The sequence below is a fragment of the Hymenobacter sp. GOD-10R genome (genome assembly GCF_035609205.1).
Lineage (GTDB): Bacteria > Bacteroidota > Bacteroidia > Cytophagales > Hymenobacteraceae > Hymenobacter.
Genome location: NZ_CP141184.1, coordinates 4,988,024 through 5,004,139, shown reverse-complemented (window position 1 = coordinate 5,004,139; position 16,116 = coordinate 4,988,024). Strand labels below are relative to the sequence as shown.

The window sequence follows — 16,116 nt, the reverse complement described above, 5'->3', positions numbered from 1 at the left end:
CAGACAGAAGTAGCTGTTGAGCTACAACTCTGCACATGCTTTCACGTAAGCATAGCAATTTCCTTATACAAGGGGGATACATCCTTTCGCCTGACGAGTTCATTTACTGAAGGCGTAAAAGCTACACACACCCGTTCTGCTCAAACTTTCATGTCAAAACGACTGCTCTGGATTTTTGCTTGGCTGGTATTTGCGCCAAGCTCAGCATCCGCCTATTCTGTGCTCACGCACCAAGCTAACGTTGACTCGTGTTGGCGTAGATGCTTGGTACCCTTACTAAATCAACGCTACCCCGGCGCCACTATAGAGCAGTGGAAAGAAGCCAAATCGTACGCGTATGGCGGTTCTATTATCCAGGACATGGGGTTTTACCCTTTTGGCTCCCAGTTATTTACGAACCTAGCTCATTATGTGCGCAGTGGCGACTTGGTGCGTAACCTGCTCGATGAGGCGCACGACCGGAATGAGTACGCTTTTGCCCTCGGGGCACTGGCGCACTACGTAGCCGATATCAAGGGCCACTCCGAAGGAACCAACCGGGCGATGGCGTCGGTGTATCCTGAACTGGCAGCCAAGTTTGGAAATTTCATCACGTATGAGGAAGCGCCTAAGCAGCATACGCAGCTGGAGTTTGCTTTTGACGTGGTACAGCTCGCGGCTGGCCGCTACCGTTCCGATAACTACCATGATTTCATTGGCTTTCAGGTAAGCAAGCCAGTGCTCGAGAGAGCTTTTTACAAGACGTATGGCTTGGAGCTAGGTCAAGTTGTTTTCAACGTTGACTTGTCGGTAGGAAGTTTTCGCTTTGCGGTGCAGCAACTTATTCCGACGGCCGCCCGCGCCGCTTGGCATGCTGAACGCAAGCAAATTCGTAAGCTAGACCCACGGGCCCGTCGGCGCGACTACGTGTACCATCAAAGTCCGCGGCAGTTTCGTCGCGAATACGGTGTGACCTACGAAAAGCCGGGTTTTGGCGCACGTGCCGCCTCAAAACTCATCGGGATTCTGCCGAAGATTGGCCCGTTGAAGCCCTTTGCTTTTCGGTTGCCCACGCCTGAAGCGCAAAAGTTTTTCAAGCAAAGCTTTGCCGACGTGATGGAAAACTATTGCAAGGCCCTACAGCGCGAACAAAATGCTACGGCCAAGGGCAATTCACCGGAGCTGCCAAACTACGATTTCGACACCGGGCACGCGACCAAAGTAGGGGAGTACCCATTGGCTGACGAAACCTATGGTGAGCTAGTGCGCAAGCTAGCTGAGCACAACTTTGAGAACATAAAGCCTGAGTTGCGCAAGAATATTCTGAGCTTCTTCGAAGATGCAAAGCCCCCAGCTGCGGAAGACGAGAAGCAAGCTAACACCGTCCGTGAGACCCAGAAAGCGCTCAATTCCTTACGCAGGCTGCACGTACCGGCCGGCGGTTGATAGCAGCACAGTTCGTTACACACGCAAGAACTACTTAAAGCTAGGTACTTACGGCCGCTGAGTGACGCTTTCCTGGACCAAATTGCCGCTGAGGCGCCGCAAAGCTAGCTCGGCTTGTTTGGCCTGAAAACGAATATCGAGCAAGCGCGTAGCGGCGGCAATCTGGCTGAGCTGCGCCTCGCGGAGCACCAAGGGCGTGAGCAGGCCAAGGCGGTAGCGCTCTAGCGCAATGGCTACGTTCTGGCGAGCTAGGGTAATGTTATCTTCTTCGAGTTGGAGCAGCTGCAACCGGTTCTGGTATTGAGCAAAAGCCTGTGCCGCTTCGGTACCTAGGTTGAGGTTGGTTTGCTCCAGAACCAACTGACTTTGAGCCTCCAGCACGCGAGCATTTTGCTCTAATCGGCGATTGTTGAAGCCATTGAACACCGGCAAACCAATCGTGAAACCGTAGTTCGGACCGTATACGCGGTTTGTGTTCGTCGTAACGCTCGTGGTAATCGTGTTGTTGGTCCGGGTGATTACAATAGCATTGTTGTTGATGTTGCGGTTGATGCCGTAGTTTCCGTTGAGGTCGAGCTGCGGAAAGCGGTTCGCCCGAATTAGGCGGCGGTCGTAGTTCGCAATTTGCACGCCCACCCGCGCTTGCTGCAAGCGCGGGTTGCGCGCGGCAATGTCTTGTAAGATCGTCTCCTGATTGAGGGTTCGCTCAACGACAATAGAGTCAGCGGGGCTGAAATCGTTTGTCGCTGTGCGGCCAAGCAGGTTATTAAGGTTGATTTTTGCCGTGCTCAGTAGCTCCTGCTGTTGGATCAAAAGGGAACGGTCGGCGTTGAAGTCGACTCGGGCCGTCAGCACTTCCACTTTGGCGCTCACGCCTACATCTACTTGCGCCTGCGTCAGGTCGATACGCTGCTGACCAATCACGAGGGCTTCTTCTAACGATTTGATCTTGCCTGACTGACGAACCACATCGTAATAGGCATTGCTGATGTTTTCTACGGTTTCTTCCACCGTGGCGCGCGTGAGGTGCTGCTGGCTTTGCTCCAGCGCCCGCAGCCGGTCGTAAGCAATGAACATCCCAAAGCCGTCGAAGATCGTCCAAGTCACGCCGGCATTGCCTATTAGCGCATTGGAGTGTCCGCCACGTACCACACTAGGTGCGTTTTCGCCAGTTTGCTGGCGCGAATAGTTCAGGTTGTAGGTGCGCGTGAAGCTAGCATCCACAATCGGCAGTTGTCCTGCATTACCCCGCGTCACATTGTTACGGGCAATTTCCTGGTCGGCTTGTGAGAGCCGGATATTGTAGTTGTGCTCTAAGCCAAGCCGGATAGCATCTTGTAAGGAGAGCGGTGGTGCATCAGCTACCGTTTGGGGCTTAGCTAACTGATTTTGTTGCTGCGCCTGGGCCAAAGGCGTCAGTAAGAGCAAGCAAGAGGAAATAATACTAAGACGAAGCGTAAAAAGGGCCATTAGCAAAGTAAGTAGGGAGGGGGGTGGCGGATGCCTGGCTGCGGCTGTTCTATCCCTTGTGGAAAGCCGGCGCTATAAAGATGATACTTATCAAAAGAGAAGCGCAACACCTGCTCCCGACCTAGGGTAGATCACACCCTAGATCAGGGCAGAAGCTTAGGCAGGTACGGCTTCTCGTTTTTTCTCGGGTTCTGGTTCAGGCTTGTGCTTTTTTGCAGTGGCGAAGTAGGAGTACATCACCGGCACCACAAACAGCGTGAGGCCCGTTGCGAAGAACAAGCCGCCTACTACCCCAATACCCATGGCACGGCGACCGAGGGCCCCTGCGCCCGTGGCTACCGCGATAGGCAGAATACCAAGCACGGCGCAAAGGCTAGTCATCAGGATGGGGCGGAAACGAGCGGTGGCGCCTTCGATGAGGCCGGTCATGTAATCGGCGCCCTTCTCCACGCTCTGGTTCGCAAATTCCACGATCAGGATACCGTTTTTCGTTACGAGGCCCACGAGCATGATGATGCCGATCTGAGAGAACAGGTTGAGCGTTTGGTTGAAGTACCACAAGCTCAGGAGCGCACCCGATAGTGCCAGCGGCACCGTAATCATGATGATGCCAGGGTCGCGGAAGCTCTCAAACTGCGCAGCTAGAATCAAGTAAATCAGCACCAAAGCTAGGCCAAAGGCAAAGACCAGCGACGAGGAGCTTTCCTCAAAGTCGCGCGAGGTGCCGGCCAGAGAAGTGGTGAACGAGTCGTCTAGGTTCTTGTCCGCAATGGCGCGCATGGCGGCGATGCCGTCACCGAGGGTCTGTCCCTTAGCCAGCGAAGCCGAGAACGTCGCCGAGTTATAGCGGTTGAAGCGGTAGAGTTGAGGCGGCGTGCTTTTTTCTTCTAGCCGAATGACGTTATCGAGCTGCACGAGTTTGCCAGAGCTGCTCTTTACGTTCAGGGTGCGTACATCCAAGGGCTGGTTGCGGTCTTGGCGCGCTACCTGCCCAATAATCTGATACTGCTTGCCATTGCGGATAAAATATCCGTAACGCTGCCCGCTAAGGCCGGCCTGTAGCGTCTGCGAAATATCCTGCACCGATACTCCTAGGCTCTGCGCCTTTTCGCGGTCAATGATCACGCGAAGCTCCGGCTTGTTGAATTTCAAGTCGACATCAACGAAGCTAAAGGTGTTGTCGCTGCGCGCGGCATCCAAAAACTTTGGAACAATCTCGGTTAGCTTCTCAAAGTCTTGGGTTTGCACAACGAACTGCACGGGCAACCCACCTCCGCGGCCGCCGCCAGATCCAATACTTTGTTCCTGCGACACCGACACCCGAGCACCCGTCAGGGGTTTCACACTAGCCGTTAATGCGTCGGCCATCTGCTGTTGCGAGCGTTTGCGCTGTTCGGGGTTCTTCAAGTACACACGAACAATACCGGTGTTCACGCTGCCACCACCACTACCACCGCCCGCCGCCGTTACCGTCAGGATGTTGTTGGCGGATGCACCAGCGCTATCCTGCACCACATTGTAGAGTTGCGTAATGAAGCTGTCCATGTACTCGAAGGAAGCCCCTTCGGGAGCCGTAGCCGATATACTAATGCGGTTGCGGTCTTCGATAGGAGCTAGCTCGGAAGGCAGCGCGCCCATGAAATACCAGATGCCCACGCCCGTCATCGCCACAATTACCCACGCTAGGAACCGGTTGCGCAGAAAGCCTTCCAGCGCACTCCGATAGCCGTTCGTGAGCCCCTCGAAGAAGGGTTCTGTTTTGCGGTAAAACCAGTTGTGCTTTTCCTGCTTCTTCAGCAGCTTCGAGCACATCATCGGGGTGAGCGTGAGTGACACAAAGGCCGAAATCAGTACCGAACCGGCCAACACAATCCCGAATTCGCGGAACAAGCGCCCAGTGATGCCGGACAGAAATACCACCGGCAAGAACACCGCCGCTAGCACAACCGTGGTAGAAACCACGGCCATCAAGATTTCCTCGGAGCCTTTCAGTGCCGCTTCCAAAGGCGACTCGCCCTCCTCGATCCGGCTGTAAATGTTCTCCAGTACCACAATAGCATCGTCGACCACAAGGCTGATGGCGAGTACGATAGCAAGGAGGGTGAGTACGTTGATGGTAAAGTCCATCACGTACATCACGAAGAAGATACCGATCAAAGAAACCGGGATGGCAACTACCGGAATCAACGTCGAGCGCCAGTCGCGCAGGAACAGGAAGATAACGAGTACTACCAGCACGAAGGCTTCAATGATGGTGTCCTCCACCTCCGCGATAGACGCCCGAATGAAGATAGAGTTATCGAAGCCGTTGATCAGCGTCAGGTCCTTCGGTAAGTCGGTTTTGTACTGGTTGACGCGCTTGTTGAATTCATCCGTAATGGCAATCTGGTTGGAGCCAGGCTGCGGAATAGCCATGACGCCCACCATCGGCACCCCATTGCGGCGCAGAATGGTCTGGTCGTTTTCCGGGTAAAGTTCGGCATAGCCAATGTCGCTCAGGCGCACTTGCGAGCTAGGGTCGTTGCGTAAAATGAGGTTGTTGAAGTCTGATACGGTGGTGAGGCGGCCCATGGTACGCAGAGAAAGCTGGGTCGTTTGCCCCTGCACTGCCCCGCTAGGTAGCTCCACGTTTTGCTTGGCCAAGGATGTTTGCACATCAACCGGCGAAATGCCAAGAGCAGCCATCTTCACCGGATCGAGCCACAGGCGCATGGAGTATTTTCGCTCACCCCACACCCGGATTTCGCTTACACCCGGAATGGTTTGCAGGCGCTCCTTCAGTACGTTGTTAGCGTAGTCGGTCAGCTCCAGCAGCGTCCGCGAAGAACTGCTCAGATAGCTCAGAATGATCGGGGAGGAGTCGGCGTTGGCCTTGCTTACGATGGGCGGGTCGACGTCGCGCGGCAAGCGGCCCTGGGCGCCCGACACTTTGTCGCGCACGTCGTTGGCAGCTGCTTCCAAGTCTACCCCTAGGTCGAACTCTACCGTAATGGTCGAAGCACCATCGCGGCTAGTCGACGAGAGGTTGCGGATACCGGCAATGCCGTTGATGCCTTCTTCCAACGGCTCCGTAATCTGCGATTGAATAACGTCGGCGGAAGCGCCCGTATAGCTGGTTTGTACCGTAATGATGGGCGGATCGACGCTGGGGTACTCCCGAATAGCGAGGTACCGAAAGCCGATAACGCCGAATATCACAATGAGCATGCTCATCACGATAGCCAAAACCGGCCGGTTGATGCTAGTAGAGGATAAGCTCATGATTAGTTAGCTAGAGATGATAAAGCGCTGTTAGACAACAAATAAGCTTGCAAGCGTGACAACAATCTTACAATTAGAAGACTACTGCAAACCACTTAAATTGCCACACACGAGCTAGGTTTACTGTTGCAGCACTTTCACCGGACTGCCGGCTTTCACCTGCAAAATGCCGGTCCGGACGATGGTGTCACCCACAGCCAGCCCATCGACGATTTGAATTACTTGCTCGGAGCGAATACCAATTTTTACGGGCTGTACTTCTGCTTTGCCACCCTTCACTTTAAACACGGTATAGCCACTAGCGTTCGGAATAACAGCTTCCGTCGGAACCTGCAATGCATCGGTAATCTGACCTAGCTCCAAGTTTACCCGCACGAAAGCACCGGGGCGCAATTCGCGGGTCTTGTTCGGATAAACGGCCCGGATGGCTAGCGTCCGCGAAGCGGGATCAATCTGCGGGTTGACGGCATATACTTTGGCGCGGTACTCTTTGGTCGTGGCTTCGTCGGTGATGCGGATGGGGTCACCGACACGCACTGATTGTGCGTAGCGGCCCGGTACGCTGAAATCGACTTTGACGGGCTGTATGCGCGACAGAGTCACAATAGAAGTGCCCGGTGATACGTACGCTCCCACCGAGACAGAGCGCAACCCTAGCACGCCATCGAACGGAGCACGCACATTAGCCTTATCCAAGGTAACGCGCAAAGCTTGCAAATCGGCCTGGGCAGTCAGCAGCGCGTTGTTACTCTGCTCGTACTCCTGGCGGCTGATGTACTCCTTTTCCAACAGCGTCCGCTCGCGCTTCTCCTGGTCTTGGTAGAGCTTGATGTTATACTCCTGTTTACGCAGTTGCGCCTGCACATCAGCGGCATTAATCGTGAACAAGAGCTGCCCTTTCCGAACCGGCTGACCTTCCTTGAAGTTGAGGCTGGTAATCTTGCCCGCAATTTCGCTCTGAATTACCACCGATTCATCGGCAATAACGGAACCGGTAGCGGCCACCACATCGGCCAAGCGGGTGGGCTGCACTACGTATGCCGTTACGGGTATTTTAGCATTGGCGCCACCGGCACCCCCTTTGCCACCGGCACCAGCGCCTTTGCCGCCGCCCTTACCACCCTCGGCAGGTGAAGGGAAATAGCGCATCTTGACAAACACCAAGGCCGCAATAAGTGCCAGGGAGATGACAATCCATAGTATCCGGCGTCCTGGGCGCGGTTCCGCTACAACGGGCTCTTGTTCTTTGACTTGCATAAACAGGGAGGCTAATCCCGAACTAATAAAGGGTCAGTTTTTCAGAAGGGCGAAATGGTACAACGCGGGCTTTTACCCTAGGGTTCGGTAGCGCAGGAAGCTGGTGCTCACGCGGAGGTCTTTTTGCCAAAACTTCCTGGTCAGCATCATACTCTGGAGAGTACAACATACGAATCCGAGGGGCGACTGCAGCCGCTTTCAGCGTGTTACCACATGAAATAGTTCGAGGGTGGTGAGTTTTAAAGAAAGGCGATTATTTGATAGATTTTCTACCTGCTAAGACACAAAAAAAGCCTGCGGGTTGCAGGCTTTTTTAACAGAATCAATCAGCCGTTTACATGGCTTTTTGGTTGATATAGCTTTTCGCTAGATCATTGAGTTTGGTGTCAGTGTTTTGCTCTTCCTGAAGCGTTTGGCGCAGCAGAGAAGATGCTGTATCATAGCCGAGGCGCTCAGCATAGTGGGCCGCCGTGCCGTAGCCGGCTATTTCGTAGTGCTCAATGCGTTGAGCAGCGGCAATAAGGGCAGCATCTTTTACTTCGTCCGAAGCATCTTCCGAAATAGTTTCTTGCCCTTCCGCTATTAAGCCTTGCATGGCTTGGCACGTATGACCACCTAGGTCAAAGCCACGCTCTTGCGCAATCTGCTCCAGGCGTGTCACTTGATTTTCGGTTTCTTGGCGGTGTAGTTCGAAGCTTTGCAGTAGCCGTTGATCTTTGGCTGCGCTAGCCATGCTTGGCATTGCTTTCAGCAGCTGGTTTTCGGCGCTGTACAGATCTTTGAGTTGTTCTTGGAACAGGTCTTCTAGGGTTTCCAGTTTGTCAGACATAGCAGTCGGGTAGAAATAGGTGGAAAAAGTAGTGCTCAATAAGGCAATACGTCCGTTCTTACGCCCTGCTGTTGCAGTAGGTTTACATAAATAAAAGGCTTTTCTGCTAGCGCTGAGCTTGTTTTTGCCCACCTGTTCAGATACTTCTTGTGTTATTCTGTCTATGAAGTCTCCCAAAGAACTCTCCGAAGCTCACCGCAATTTTTTCCAAGATGTACACGATGTGGTACGCCTCGTCCCGGCCGGTCGCGTGACTACGTACGGCGCTATTGCACACTACCTAGGGGCACGAAATGGCGCCCGGATGGTTGGGTGGGCCATGATGGCGGCTCATCCCCTAACAGGTGCTACCGCCGTACCTGCCCACCGCGTGATCAACCGGATAGGCTTGCTCACCGGGCGTCAGCATTTTGCTACCCCAACGGCTATGCAGGAGGCGCTCGAGGCCGAAGGTGTACGCGTAGAGAACGACCAGGTGCAGGAATTTAAGCGTCTGTTTTGGGACCCGAGCCTGGAGTTAGGATAGGGACTACTCCTTAGCAGGGGTAAGCTCAGCAACATGGGCTGCGCCTTCTTCGGCCAGCATAAGACGGAGCCTAGGTGCCGTCTGGGTTGCCGAAACCAAGCGGCAGTCGAGATAGTTGCCCGCCAAGAAGTTAGGATGAAATCGGTACGTTGTTTCCTGGGCCGTGCGGGCACCTAGCGCTAGCTCTTTCTTCTTGTCAGTCCAGGGGATCACCACGTACTCATTGCCGCGCAAAGTGCCTACTACTTGGCCATCTACTAGAATGGTAACGGCCTGATCGGGGGCCGCATCGGGCCGCCGGTATACGACAATGGAAGTTGTATCGGCAGGTGCTGCCATCGGCGCTGTAGATGGAACAAACTCGCTGACTTGGCCAGTGGCCATGTTCAGGGAGTACTCCATGGGTAAGTTTGGGGCAGCGTGAACGAACATAAAAGCGCCGGAGCCCGCGGGTACGACCTGTTGCTGATTGTTATGCCAGTCAGGTGGTGCAAGGCCTAAAAACGTAAAGGCATCGGCTCGCCGCCGCAACGGGAAATAGGCTCTATCGTGCCGGATGTAGAACTGCTTGCCATCGCAGAAGCCCCACACTTTATTGCTAACGGAAGTTCGGCGGCCATCCGCGTTGCGCAAGTGTGGGATGGCTTGGTAAGAGGCTGCCCAGCCATTGCCTTGGAGTGGCGCCTGCTCCACCTCAATTGTGCCGGCTAGGCTAGGTGCGTTGTTGCGAAACTCCTGAAAGGTTAAGTAAACGCCCGGTCGCAGTAAGCTATCAACCATAATCGGGTAGCTGGCCTGAGAACTAATAGCACTACCTAGCACCTCTTCCCAAGTCATGGTGGGTGTGGTGGCAACCATTTGCTCTAGGTTGATGCTCGCCAGCTTCGCAAGGCTTTGATTAAGAACCTTCGTAAGGTTGTACTCGTGGTAAGCGGTAATATCGTATAGCCTCTTGGTAGTAACGGCATCAGCTGTGTGCGCTATTAGATGATAGCCATTATTCTGCTGATACAAATAGTCAATAACTAGCTCTGCGCTTGCGGTTTGCTGGGTCTGTTTGGCATGTTCCGCAACTTGGAGTTCCCGCACGCACATCAGGATAGGCTGCGCGTTTGCTTTACGCGGGCTAGCTGCTTGCGCAAAGCTGGTGAGCTCTTGCTTGAAGTCGTGGCGGAAGTTCGCTAGGATGCGATTTTCGTACATACCACCCTGCACCCAACCGATGTTGTTCTGGTTGAGGCGTAGATCAACTACCTGCGCTATGTAGAGGGCGTCAGAGGCAATAGGTTTTGCCTTATCGGCTCTGAGGTCGAGAATATATTTACTGGGAGATTGTGCCCAAGCGGGCAGCAGCGGTGAAGTAAGGAGGAAGAGAAAGGGAATAAAATTTAAACGCATACCAGATGACATAAGCCTTTATATAGAATAAATATTATACTACAATAGTCATCCCAAAACCACAAAAAAGGCCGCTCAACATGTTGAGCGGCCTTTTTTGTATAAATGAATAAGAAGGTTTAGTTCAGCTCGGCCAGCAGCGGGTACTTGCGGCTGCGGCCAATAGCCTTCAGGATAGCGTTACGAACTTCGTCGGGGTTAGCATTCTTAAGCAAGTAGCCGTGAGCGCCTTCCTGCATTAAGTTTTCAATCAACTCAGGCTCGTCGTGCATGGAAATAATGATGATGCGCACGTGCGGATACTGTACGCGGAGCAGACGGGTGGTCTGCAAACCATCCAACACCGGCATTTGCAAATCCATTAACACAACGTCGGGCGTACTGCCTTGATCAAGCCGCTCCAATAACTCTTGCCCATCACCTGCCTCAAAGATCACCTCTATTCCCGGGAAACCGCTGAGTAGCGCCCGAAGACCTTTGCGAAATAAGATATGATCGTCTACTACGGCTATGCGCACAAGTTGATTGGACATAAAGACTGATTAGGGAATAATAGAGGCAGATGCTTGATCGGTGGTAAGGTACGGAAGCGGCAGCGAAATCCAAACCTGACTACCAGCTCCAATGGCAGATTCCTGACGAAAAGTGCCTTGTAGCAGGGCGACTCGGCTGCGTAAGTTGGTAAGCCCTAGACCAGTCCGGGTAATGGGGGAGGGTTGGGTTTCTACCGCCGCCAAATCGAAGCCGACTCCGTCATCGGTATAATGCAATTCTACTTGCGACGGGCGGAAGTTTACGATGATGGTAATCGTAGAGGCGCGGGCATGGCGCAAGCCATTGCCTAGTAGCTCCTGCACGACGCGGTATGCAATCAGTTCATACTTAGGGTCGAGGCGGCGGGGAGCGCCGCGCTGTTCCAGCACCAGCTGTGTAGGTCCCTCGGCTGGCACCGTGCGGGCTAGTGCATCGAGGGCGAAAGGAAGCCCGAACTTCTGCAAAGCTACAGGCAAGAGATTGCGCGAAATGCGACGCACCTCGCTGATTGCCTGATCGAGCAGTGAAGTTGCTTCCTGGGTAAGATCTGGCTTTTGAAGGGCGTTTAGGTGTAGCTTAACGATAGCTAGGGTAGTGCCGACGCCGTCGTGGAGGTCGGCGGCAATTCGGCGGCGCTCGTCTTCTTGAGCGAGGAGTGCAGCTTCAAGCGCCTGCTGCTGGGCTTCACGTTGCCCTTTTTGCTGCATGAACTGCATCTCTTCGCGCTGGAGCATGAGGCGGCGCTGGTAGCGAATCACGAAGCCTACAATGCCCAAGGCGAGCAAGAGTAGAATAGGCGTGACCAGAAGCAGCGGAACAAGCGCCTCATTCATGAATAGCAGACCAAAAGTGCAACTCTCCGTTGCTATCGAAAATGATTGGCGTAAGGCGTGGCGTGGTTATACCTCGGCCTGAATGGTGGTAGGTGGAATGGAAGCAATAGGTAGTCTTACTGACCGCACGGAACGGCGTCTGGCTGCAAAGCGTAGCCAGGGCGGTAATGCGTCAAGCGGATCTATGGCTAGCTTGAAACGGGCGAAGACATACGCCAGTAAACCTACATAAAGAGCATTTATGTAGGGGAAGGCCAACATAATTTGATTAAAGTAAGGTAGGTCTTGAGGAAAATAACTGAGTGTATGAATAGCTGTGGTGATGGTAGAGTTAATTAAAATAGCAACATTGAAAATAAAGTAAGGATTCTCAAATATATTTTCTGAGTCGCTTTCTGTTAAGTTAAATAAATTTAAAATGGCTAGGGCGACAAACATGGTGCCCGAATACGTATTGGCCATAGTATTAATATGCGCTAATAACCCGCCTGCCATTGTAGCATCCAGGAGAGCTAACGGAATAAATAAAATTTGTAGAGTACGAATACCGGTTTTTATAGTGCGTGAAGGAGTTAGCCTATAATAGGCCTGACCTAAAAAATATACTTCCGCTGCCGTGAAGAAGTGATAGGAAAATAGATTATTGTGAAAGGCAATAGCAGCAGAACGACGTATAACAGCCCCAATGAATACAACAATTAGAAAGTTGTAGACGGAGCGAAATGCCGGAGGTAAATTGGCCTTGCGTACCGAAGCGACTGCTAACGGAATGATAAAGGACAGCTCCGCTGTACGCTCAAGCAGCCTCTCTAAGTTCATATGCTATTTTACTTATAGTGGTGGTTCTGAATCTTTGTTTTCTGGTTATGTCCCAGCAAGCATGCACTACGTTCAGAAGCCTACAACGAGTGAACATCGAACAAGCAATAGCCTATCAGTAGCGTGATCAGAAGGAGGCCGGCCTAAATAATGTTAGCCAGCCTCCCTCTGATTAATCAGCCATAAGCCCGGTGCCTGTGGTGTCACAGTCAGGTGGGCAACCTCTTCCATAATTTCCAACCATCACTTCGTTCAGGTTGGCGGTGCCGTCGTTCGCCGTGGCATACACGATGTCGTTGCCATCTGGATCGACGCCGACCAAGATCGTGTGCTGCTTCTGATTGCTATCCGTACCACGGTAGATGCGTAGGCCCACGCACGGCGAGCTAGCTGGGCGTGGTTGATTTAAAATACTTTCAACAAATTCTTTGCTGAAGTAAGTAGCATAAAGCGGGTTCTTGGCTTGGTTGTTTTCGTCAAGTTCCGGGTGTTCATCGCGGTAGCGCTTTGTCCATGCTTTAGGTTCTGTAACAGTAGAAAAGAATTGACCGGCTTCCGGATCAAAAAGAGTAGAATCAGACATTAAAAAAACAGGATTTAAAAATAGTACTGCAGTGCAGCGTTAAACAAAAATTAACTAGTTGCAGGTGGCGCAATTAAGTTATTTGGACTAGCCTTGGTGCGATTGTTCTACTTCGCTTGGGTGGGCTCGCAGGAAGGCAAACGTGAGCAAAACATTGAACGCAATATTCAGCAGGGAAACGGTGTCAAATGCCAGCGTAAGTGCCGACAATGACTCGCGGAAATTATTAATAAGCACGAACAACATACCCGTGCCCGCTGAATAAATTACCAACCCTACGCTGGCCAGAAACAAAGGATCCTGCTCTAAACGGGATACGCGCAACTCGCGCAGCATCTGCTCGAAATAAAGCATGGCAAAGCCAATGAGCAGCAAGCTCTGAACGGCCCGTCCGTATGAATTGAAATGGGTTAAGCCTTCTAAGTAAAAGGCATCGAGCGCTGCAAAGCCTGCAAAACCTAGCGTGAGTCCGTACACAAGCTGCCGGTGCCACGGGCGGCGCAACGCTAGGTAGTACATGCGGCCAAACAGCAGGGTTTTGAGTAGCGTGTACAGATGCTGCACCGGAGTGTTAAGGTGAAACAGGTGCCGCCCAATTTGCAAGGCCAGAGAGGTAAACAGAGAAAGGTAGGTGTACCAGAACAGAACCCGAACAGTCGGTGCAAAAAGAGTGCGCCGCCGCCAAGCAATTGCCAACGGTACAAGTACGCTTAGCTGCGATACCCATTCCAGCACTTCAGAAGCCGTCAGGAGCCAAGCAGGAATTTGCAGCATCAAGAATGAATCAGCGAAGCTTAACTATTCAGGATGTTGTCGTCGCTGCTGTAGGGCGGGCTAGGTTTGCCATCGTTTCCTACCAAGAAGCTAGCTGCGAAAGCGGGCATGCGTTCAGTGGTGGTCAGCTCATCAGCGGCAGGCACGTCCTCTTGGCCATCGGCCGCAGTGGGGCCGTTGAGCATGTCATTTCGGTCCTTATCGACGCCGACTAGTACCAAATGACGGTTATTCTCCTCGTCCAGCGCATAATACATGCGAATACCAATGCAGCCTTTCTGCTGGAGAATGTTCTCTAGGATCTTGTGGCCAAAGAAGTGGCCTTGAATCTCGCTGGGATTCGCCTCGCGATGGTTACGGGTCCACTGCCCGGCTAGCTTGTGGTCGATTGATTCTCCTTCGGTACCGGTGAATGACATGGCGTTGAGCAGGTTAGGTGAAAAATAAAGTATATCGTCTCTAAGATGCCCAAATATAGGAGGTTATCTATCGGAGGACAATGCCAAACAAGCACAGCAACCTAGGATGGGGGTGAAGCTAGCGGTCGGTAGGATCGTTGGCGGCGTCATTTCCCTCTGCATCGTCCTCTTCATCGAGGGTATCAAACACCCGATCGATGGCCGCTTCCGCATGACGGAGCTTCTGTTTGCAAAGGCGAATTAGCTCGGCGGAGCGCTGCACGCGGGCCGTGAGGTCATCCACGTCGACGGTATCATTTTCGAGGGCACGCAGAATGGTTTCCAGCTCTTCAATCGTCTGGCGGTAAGTTTGATCGTTGGTCATGACTGAGAAAAAAGATCGGGCACGGAAGGACTGCTGCCGTCGGTAGACGACAAACGGGCAATGATGCGCGCTATCAGCACGGCGTCGTCGGGCAACTGAAGGCGCACGTGGGTGCCAGCGCGGAGCCGATCAGGGGTAAGCGGTTGGTTATTGTTATCTAGCAAACGAATGCCCGCAGCCGCACTTGGCGGGGCAGTTTCCGCATTGGGCAAGCGATGGGCCGTGGCACGGGCCAAGCGCAGCTCGGCTAGGTGTAGCTGACGCGCTGTGGCTAGCTGCAATTGGTAGCGGTAGCGTAGCAACTGCTCTCGCCGCCGCCGGTGCAGGTGCCGGAACCGACGCGCGAGCAGCTTGCCTAGCGTACGCAGCGCTCCTTGCTGCCGACGTAGGGCTTGGCGCGCAGCACGGTGCAGCGCCCGGCGTTGCGTAGCCAATTGCTGTTGTTGCCGGCGCAAATGCGTGCGTGGTGTTTCGCGCGCCTGGCGGAGCTGCTGATGCAAAGCAGAGCGGTGAAAAGCTAGCTTGTCCTGGGCCGTTTCGCGGGTGCGGAGCGTCAGGCGGCGAAGTTGAGTAGCGGCATCTTGTAGCTGTTCGGTGGCTAGCTCCCGAATACGCAGCGCATATCCTTCAAATACGGCATCGAGGCGGCCCAGGCGCTCCGTGAGGAAAGCAGCTACGGCAGTGGGCGTCTTGAGGGCAAGGTGAGCCGCCAAATCCGTCACAGCCTCGTCGCGCTCGTGGCCAATGCCCGTGAGCACCGGCAGCGGAAAAGAGCCGACTGCTGCTGCTAGGCCATAATCGTCGAAGGCAAGCAAGTCAGTTTTAGCGCCGCCGCCACGAATCAGGATGACCACATCGAAGGTGTGGCGTTGCCGCCGAATCATATCCAGGGCAGATAGGATGCTGGAAGGTGCTTCGGCGCCCTGCATCGAGGCGGGGAAGAGTGCTACGCTGAAATCGTAAGCCGATTCGCTAAGCTGCTGCATGAAATCCTGGAAACCAGCCGCCGTGGGCGACGAGATAACTGCAAGCCGCTGCGGGCCAATAGCCAACGAAAGCCGCTTTTGGCGTTCGAGCAGATCTTTGGCTTCAAGCTTTCGGATGGTTTCGAGCCGCTGCCGAGCTAGGTCACCTACGGTATAGGTCGGGTCGATGGCGACAACGTCGAGGCTGAGGCCATACTGCTCGTGAAACTTTACTTGCACGCGCAGCATCACCTTGATGCCGATGCTAAGCTCCTGACCGGTCTGCTCCAGAAACGCGGGGGCTAGCTGCTGATAGCGCTGGCTCCAGATCGTAGCCCGCGCCTGCGCTTTGAGCTGGGCACCGCGGCCGGTGGTGTGCTGGTCGGTGAGCACCAAGTAGCAGTGCGCGCCATCGAAGCGGGGGAGGGTGAGGTCGGCAATTTCGGCTACCACCCAGTACGACTCGGCAAAACGGTCGGTGAGGGTTTGTCGCACCCGGGCCATGAGTTCGGCCAGTGGCAGCGCGACGGGCGGCAGCGAAGCAGGCAAACCAATTTCAGAACGACGATTAAACAGCGGTGGCATAAGGTGCAAGGTACGCAATTGGGGCGGCGAAAATTGCTACAGCAACATGCAACAACAGCCGCCGGGCGGGGTCT

The 16,116-nt window shown here is 53.7% G+C and carries 15 protein-coding genes; 2 read left to right on the top strand and 13 right to left on the bottom strand.

Annotation, left to right across the window (positions count from 1 at the left end; translation table 11 throughout):
• Positions 1-264 precede the first annotated feature (264 nt).
• Entirely contained in the window at positions 265-1,425 is a 1,161-nt protein-coding gene (locus SD425_RS19880) for a zinc dependent phospholipase C family protein (protein WP_324671769.1), read from the top strand.
• Positions 1,426-1,473: 48 nt separating this feature from the next.
• Here the strand turns inward: SD425_RS19880 and SD425_RS19875 are convergent, their stop codons facing one another.
• The 4 genes from SD425_RS19875 to SD425_RS19860 form a co-directional block, all read right to left on the bottom strand.
• Positions 1,474-2,895: a TolC family protein gene (locus tag SD425_RS19875; protein ID WP_324671768.1), complete on the bottom strand. Its 1,422-nt coding sequence runs from the start codon at positions 2,893-2,895 to the stop codon at positions 1,474-1,476.
• Positions 2,896-3,051: 156 nt separating this feature from the next.
• Positions 3,052-6,156, bottom strand: coding sequence for an efflux RND transporter permease subunit (locus SD425_RS19870; RefSeq protein WP_324671766.1), 3,105 nt, complete (start codon positions 6,154-6,156; stop codon positions 3,052-3,054).
• A 120-nt stretch (positions 6,157-6,276) separates the two neighbouring features.
• Positions 6,277-7,413 (bottom strand): efflux RND transporter periplasmic adaptor subunit, encoded by a 1,137-nt coding sequence (locus tag SD425_RS19865; RefSeq protein ID WP_324671765.1) that lies wholly within the window; start codon positions 7,411-7,413, stop codon positions 6,277-6,279.
• 334 nt (positions 7,414-7,747) lie between these two features.
• Entirely contained in the window at positions 7,748-8,242 is a 495-nt protein-coding gene (locus SD425_RS19860; RefSeq protein WP_324671764.1) for a ferritin-like domain-containing protein, read from the bottom strand.
• A gap of 163 nt (positions 8,243-8,405) precedes the next feature.
• Between SD425_RS19860 and SD425_RS19855 the strand changes: the two genes are divergently transcribed.
• Positions 8,406-8,768 carry an MGMT family protein gene (locus SD425_RS19855; protein ID WP_324671763.1) on the top strand — a complete coding sequence of 121 codons (363 nt, stop codon included), beginning with the start codon at positions 8,406-8,408 and terminating at the stop codon, positions 8,766-8,768.
• A 3-nt stretch (positions 8,769-8,771) separates the two neighbouring features.
• On the opposite strand, the gene SD425_RS19850 is transcribed toward SD425_RS19855, so the two are convergent.
• The 9 genes from SD425_RS19850 to xseA all read right to left on the bottom strand — a co-directional run bounded on the left by SD425_RS19850 (position 8,772) and on the right by xseA (position 16,042).
• Positions 8,772-10,166: a hypothetical protein gene (locus SD425_RS19850; protein ID WP_324671762.1), complete on the bottom strand. Its 1,395-nt coding sequence runs from the start codon at positions 10,164-10,166 to the stop codon at positions 8,772-8,774.
• A 119-nt stretch (positions 10,167-10,285) separates the two neighbouring features.
• The gene (locus SD425_RS19845; RefSeq protein WP_324671761.1) at positions 10,286-10,699 is read right to left on the bottom strand and encodes a response regulator transcription factor; all 414 of its coding nucleotides are present in this window, start codon (positions 10,697-10,699) and stop codon (positions 10,286-10,288) included.
• 9 nt (positions 10,700-10,708) lie between these two features.
• Complete coding sequence (locus SD425_RS19840) at positions 10,709-11,533, bottom strand: sensor histidine kinase (protein WP_324671760.1); 825 nt, start codon at positions 11,531-11,533, stop codon at positions 10,709-10,711.
• A gap of 66 nt (positions 11,534-11,599) precedes the next feature.
• Complete coding sequence (locus SD425_RS19835; RefSeq protein WP_324671759.1) at positions 11,600-12,352, bottom strand: hypothetical protein; 753 nt, start codon at positions 12,350-12,352, stop codon at positions 11,600-11,602.
• Positions 12,353-12,524: 172 nt separating this feature from the next.
• Positions 12,525-12,935, bottom strand: a complete 411-nt coding sequence (locus SD425_RS19830; protein ID WP_324671758.1) for a hypothetical protein — start codon at positions 12,933-12,935, stop codon at positions 12,525-12,527.
• 87 nt (positions 12,936-13,022) lie between these two features.
• Positions 13,023-13,712 carry a hypothetical protein gene (locus SD425_RS19825; RefSeq protein WP_324671757.1) on the bottom strand — a complete coding sequence of 230 codons (690 nt, stop codon included), beginning with the start codon at positions 13,710-13,712 and terminating at the stop codon, positions 13,023-13,025.
• Between the two features lie 17 nt (positions 13,713-13,729).
• Positions 13,730-14,128, bottom strand: a complete 399-nt coding sequence (locus tag SD425_RS19820) for a hypothetical protein (protein ID WP_324671756.1) — start codon at positions 14,126-14,128, stop codon at positions 13,730-13,732.
• A gap of 118 nt (positions 14,129-14,246) precedes the next feature.
• The gene (gene xseB / locus SD425_RS19815; protein ID WP_324671755.1) at positions 14,247-14,492 is read right to left on the bottom strand and encodes an exodeoxyribonuclease VII small subunit; all 246 of its coding nucleotides are present in this window, start codon (positions 14,490-14,492) and stop codon (positions 14,247-14,249) included.
• Positions 14,489-16,042: an exodeoxyribonuclease VII large subunit gene (gene xseA / locus SD425_RS19810; protein ID WP_324671753.1), complete on the bottom strand. Its 1,554-nt coding sequence runs from the start codon at positions 16,040-16,042 to the stop codon at positions 14,489-14,491. The genes xseB and xseA overlap by 4 nt, the downstream gene beginning before the upstream one ends.
• Positions 16,043-16,116: the final 74 nt, after the last annotated feature.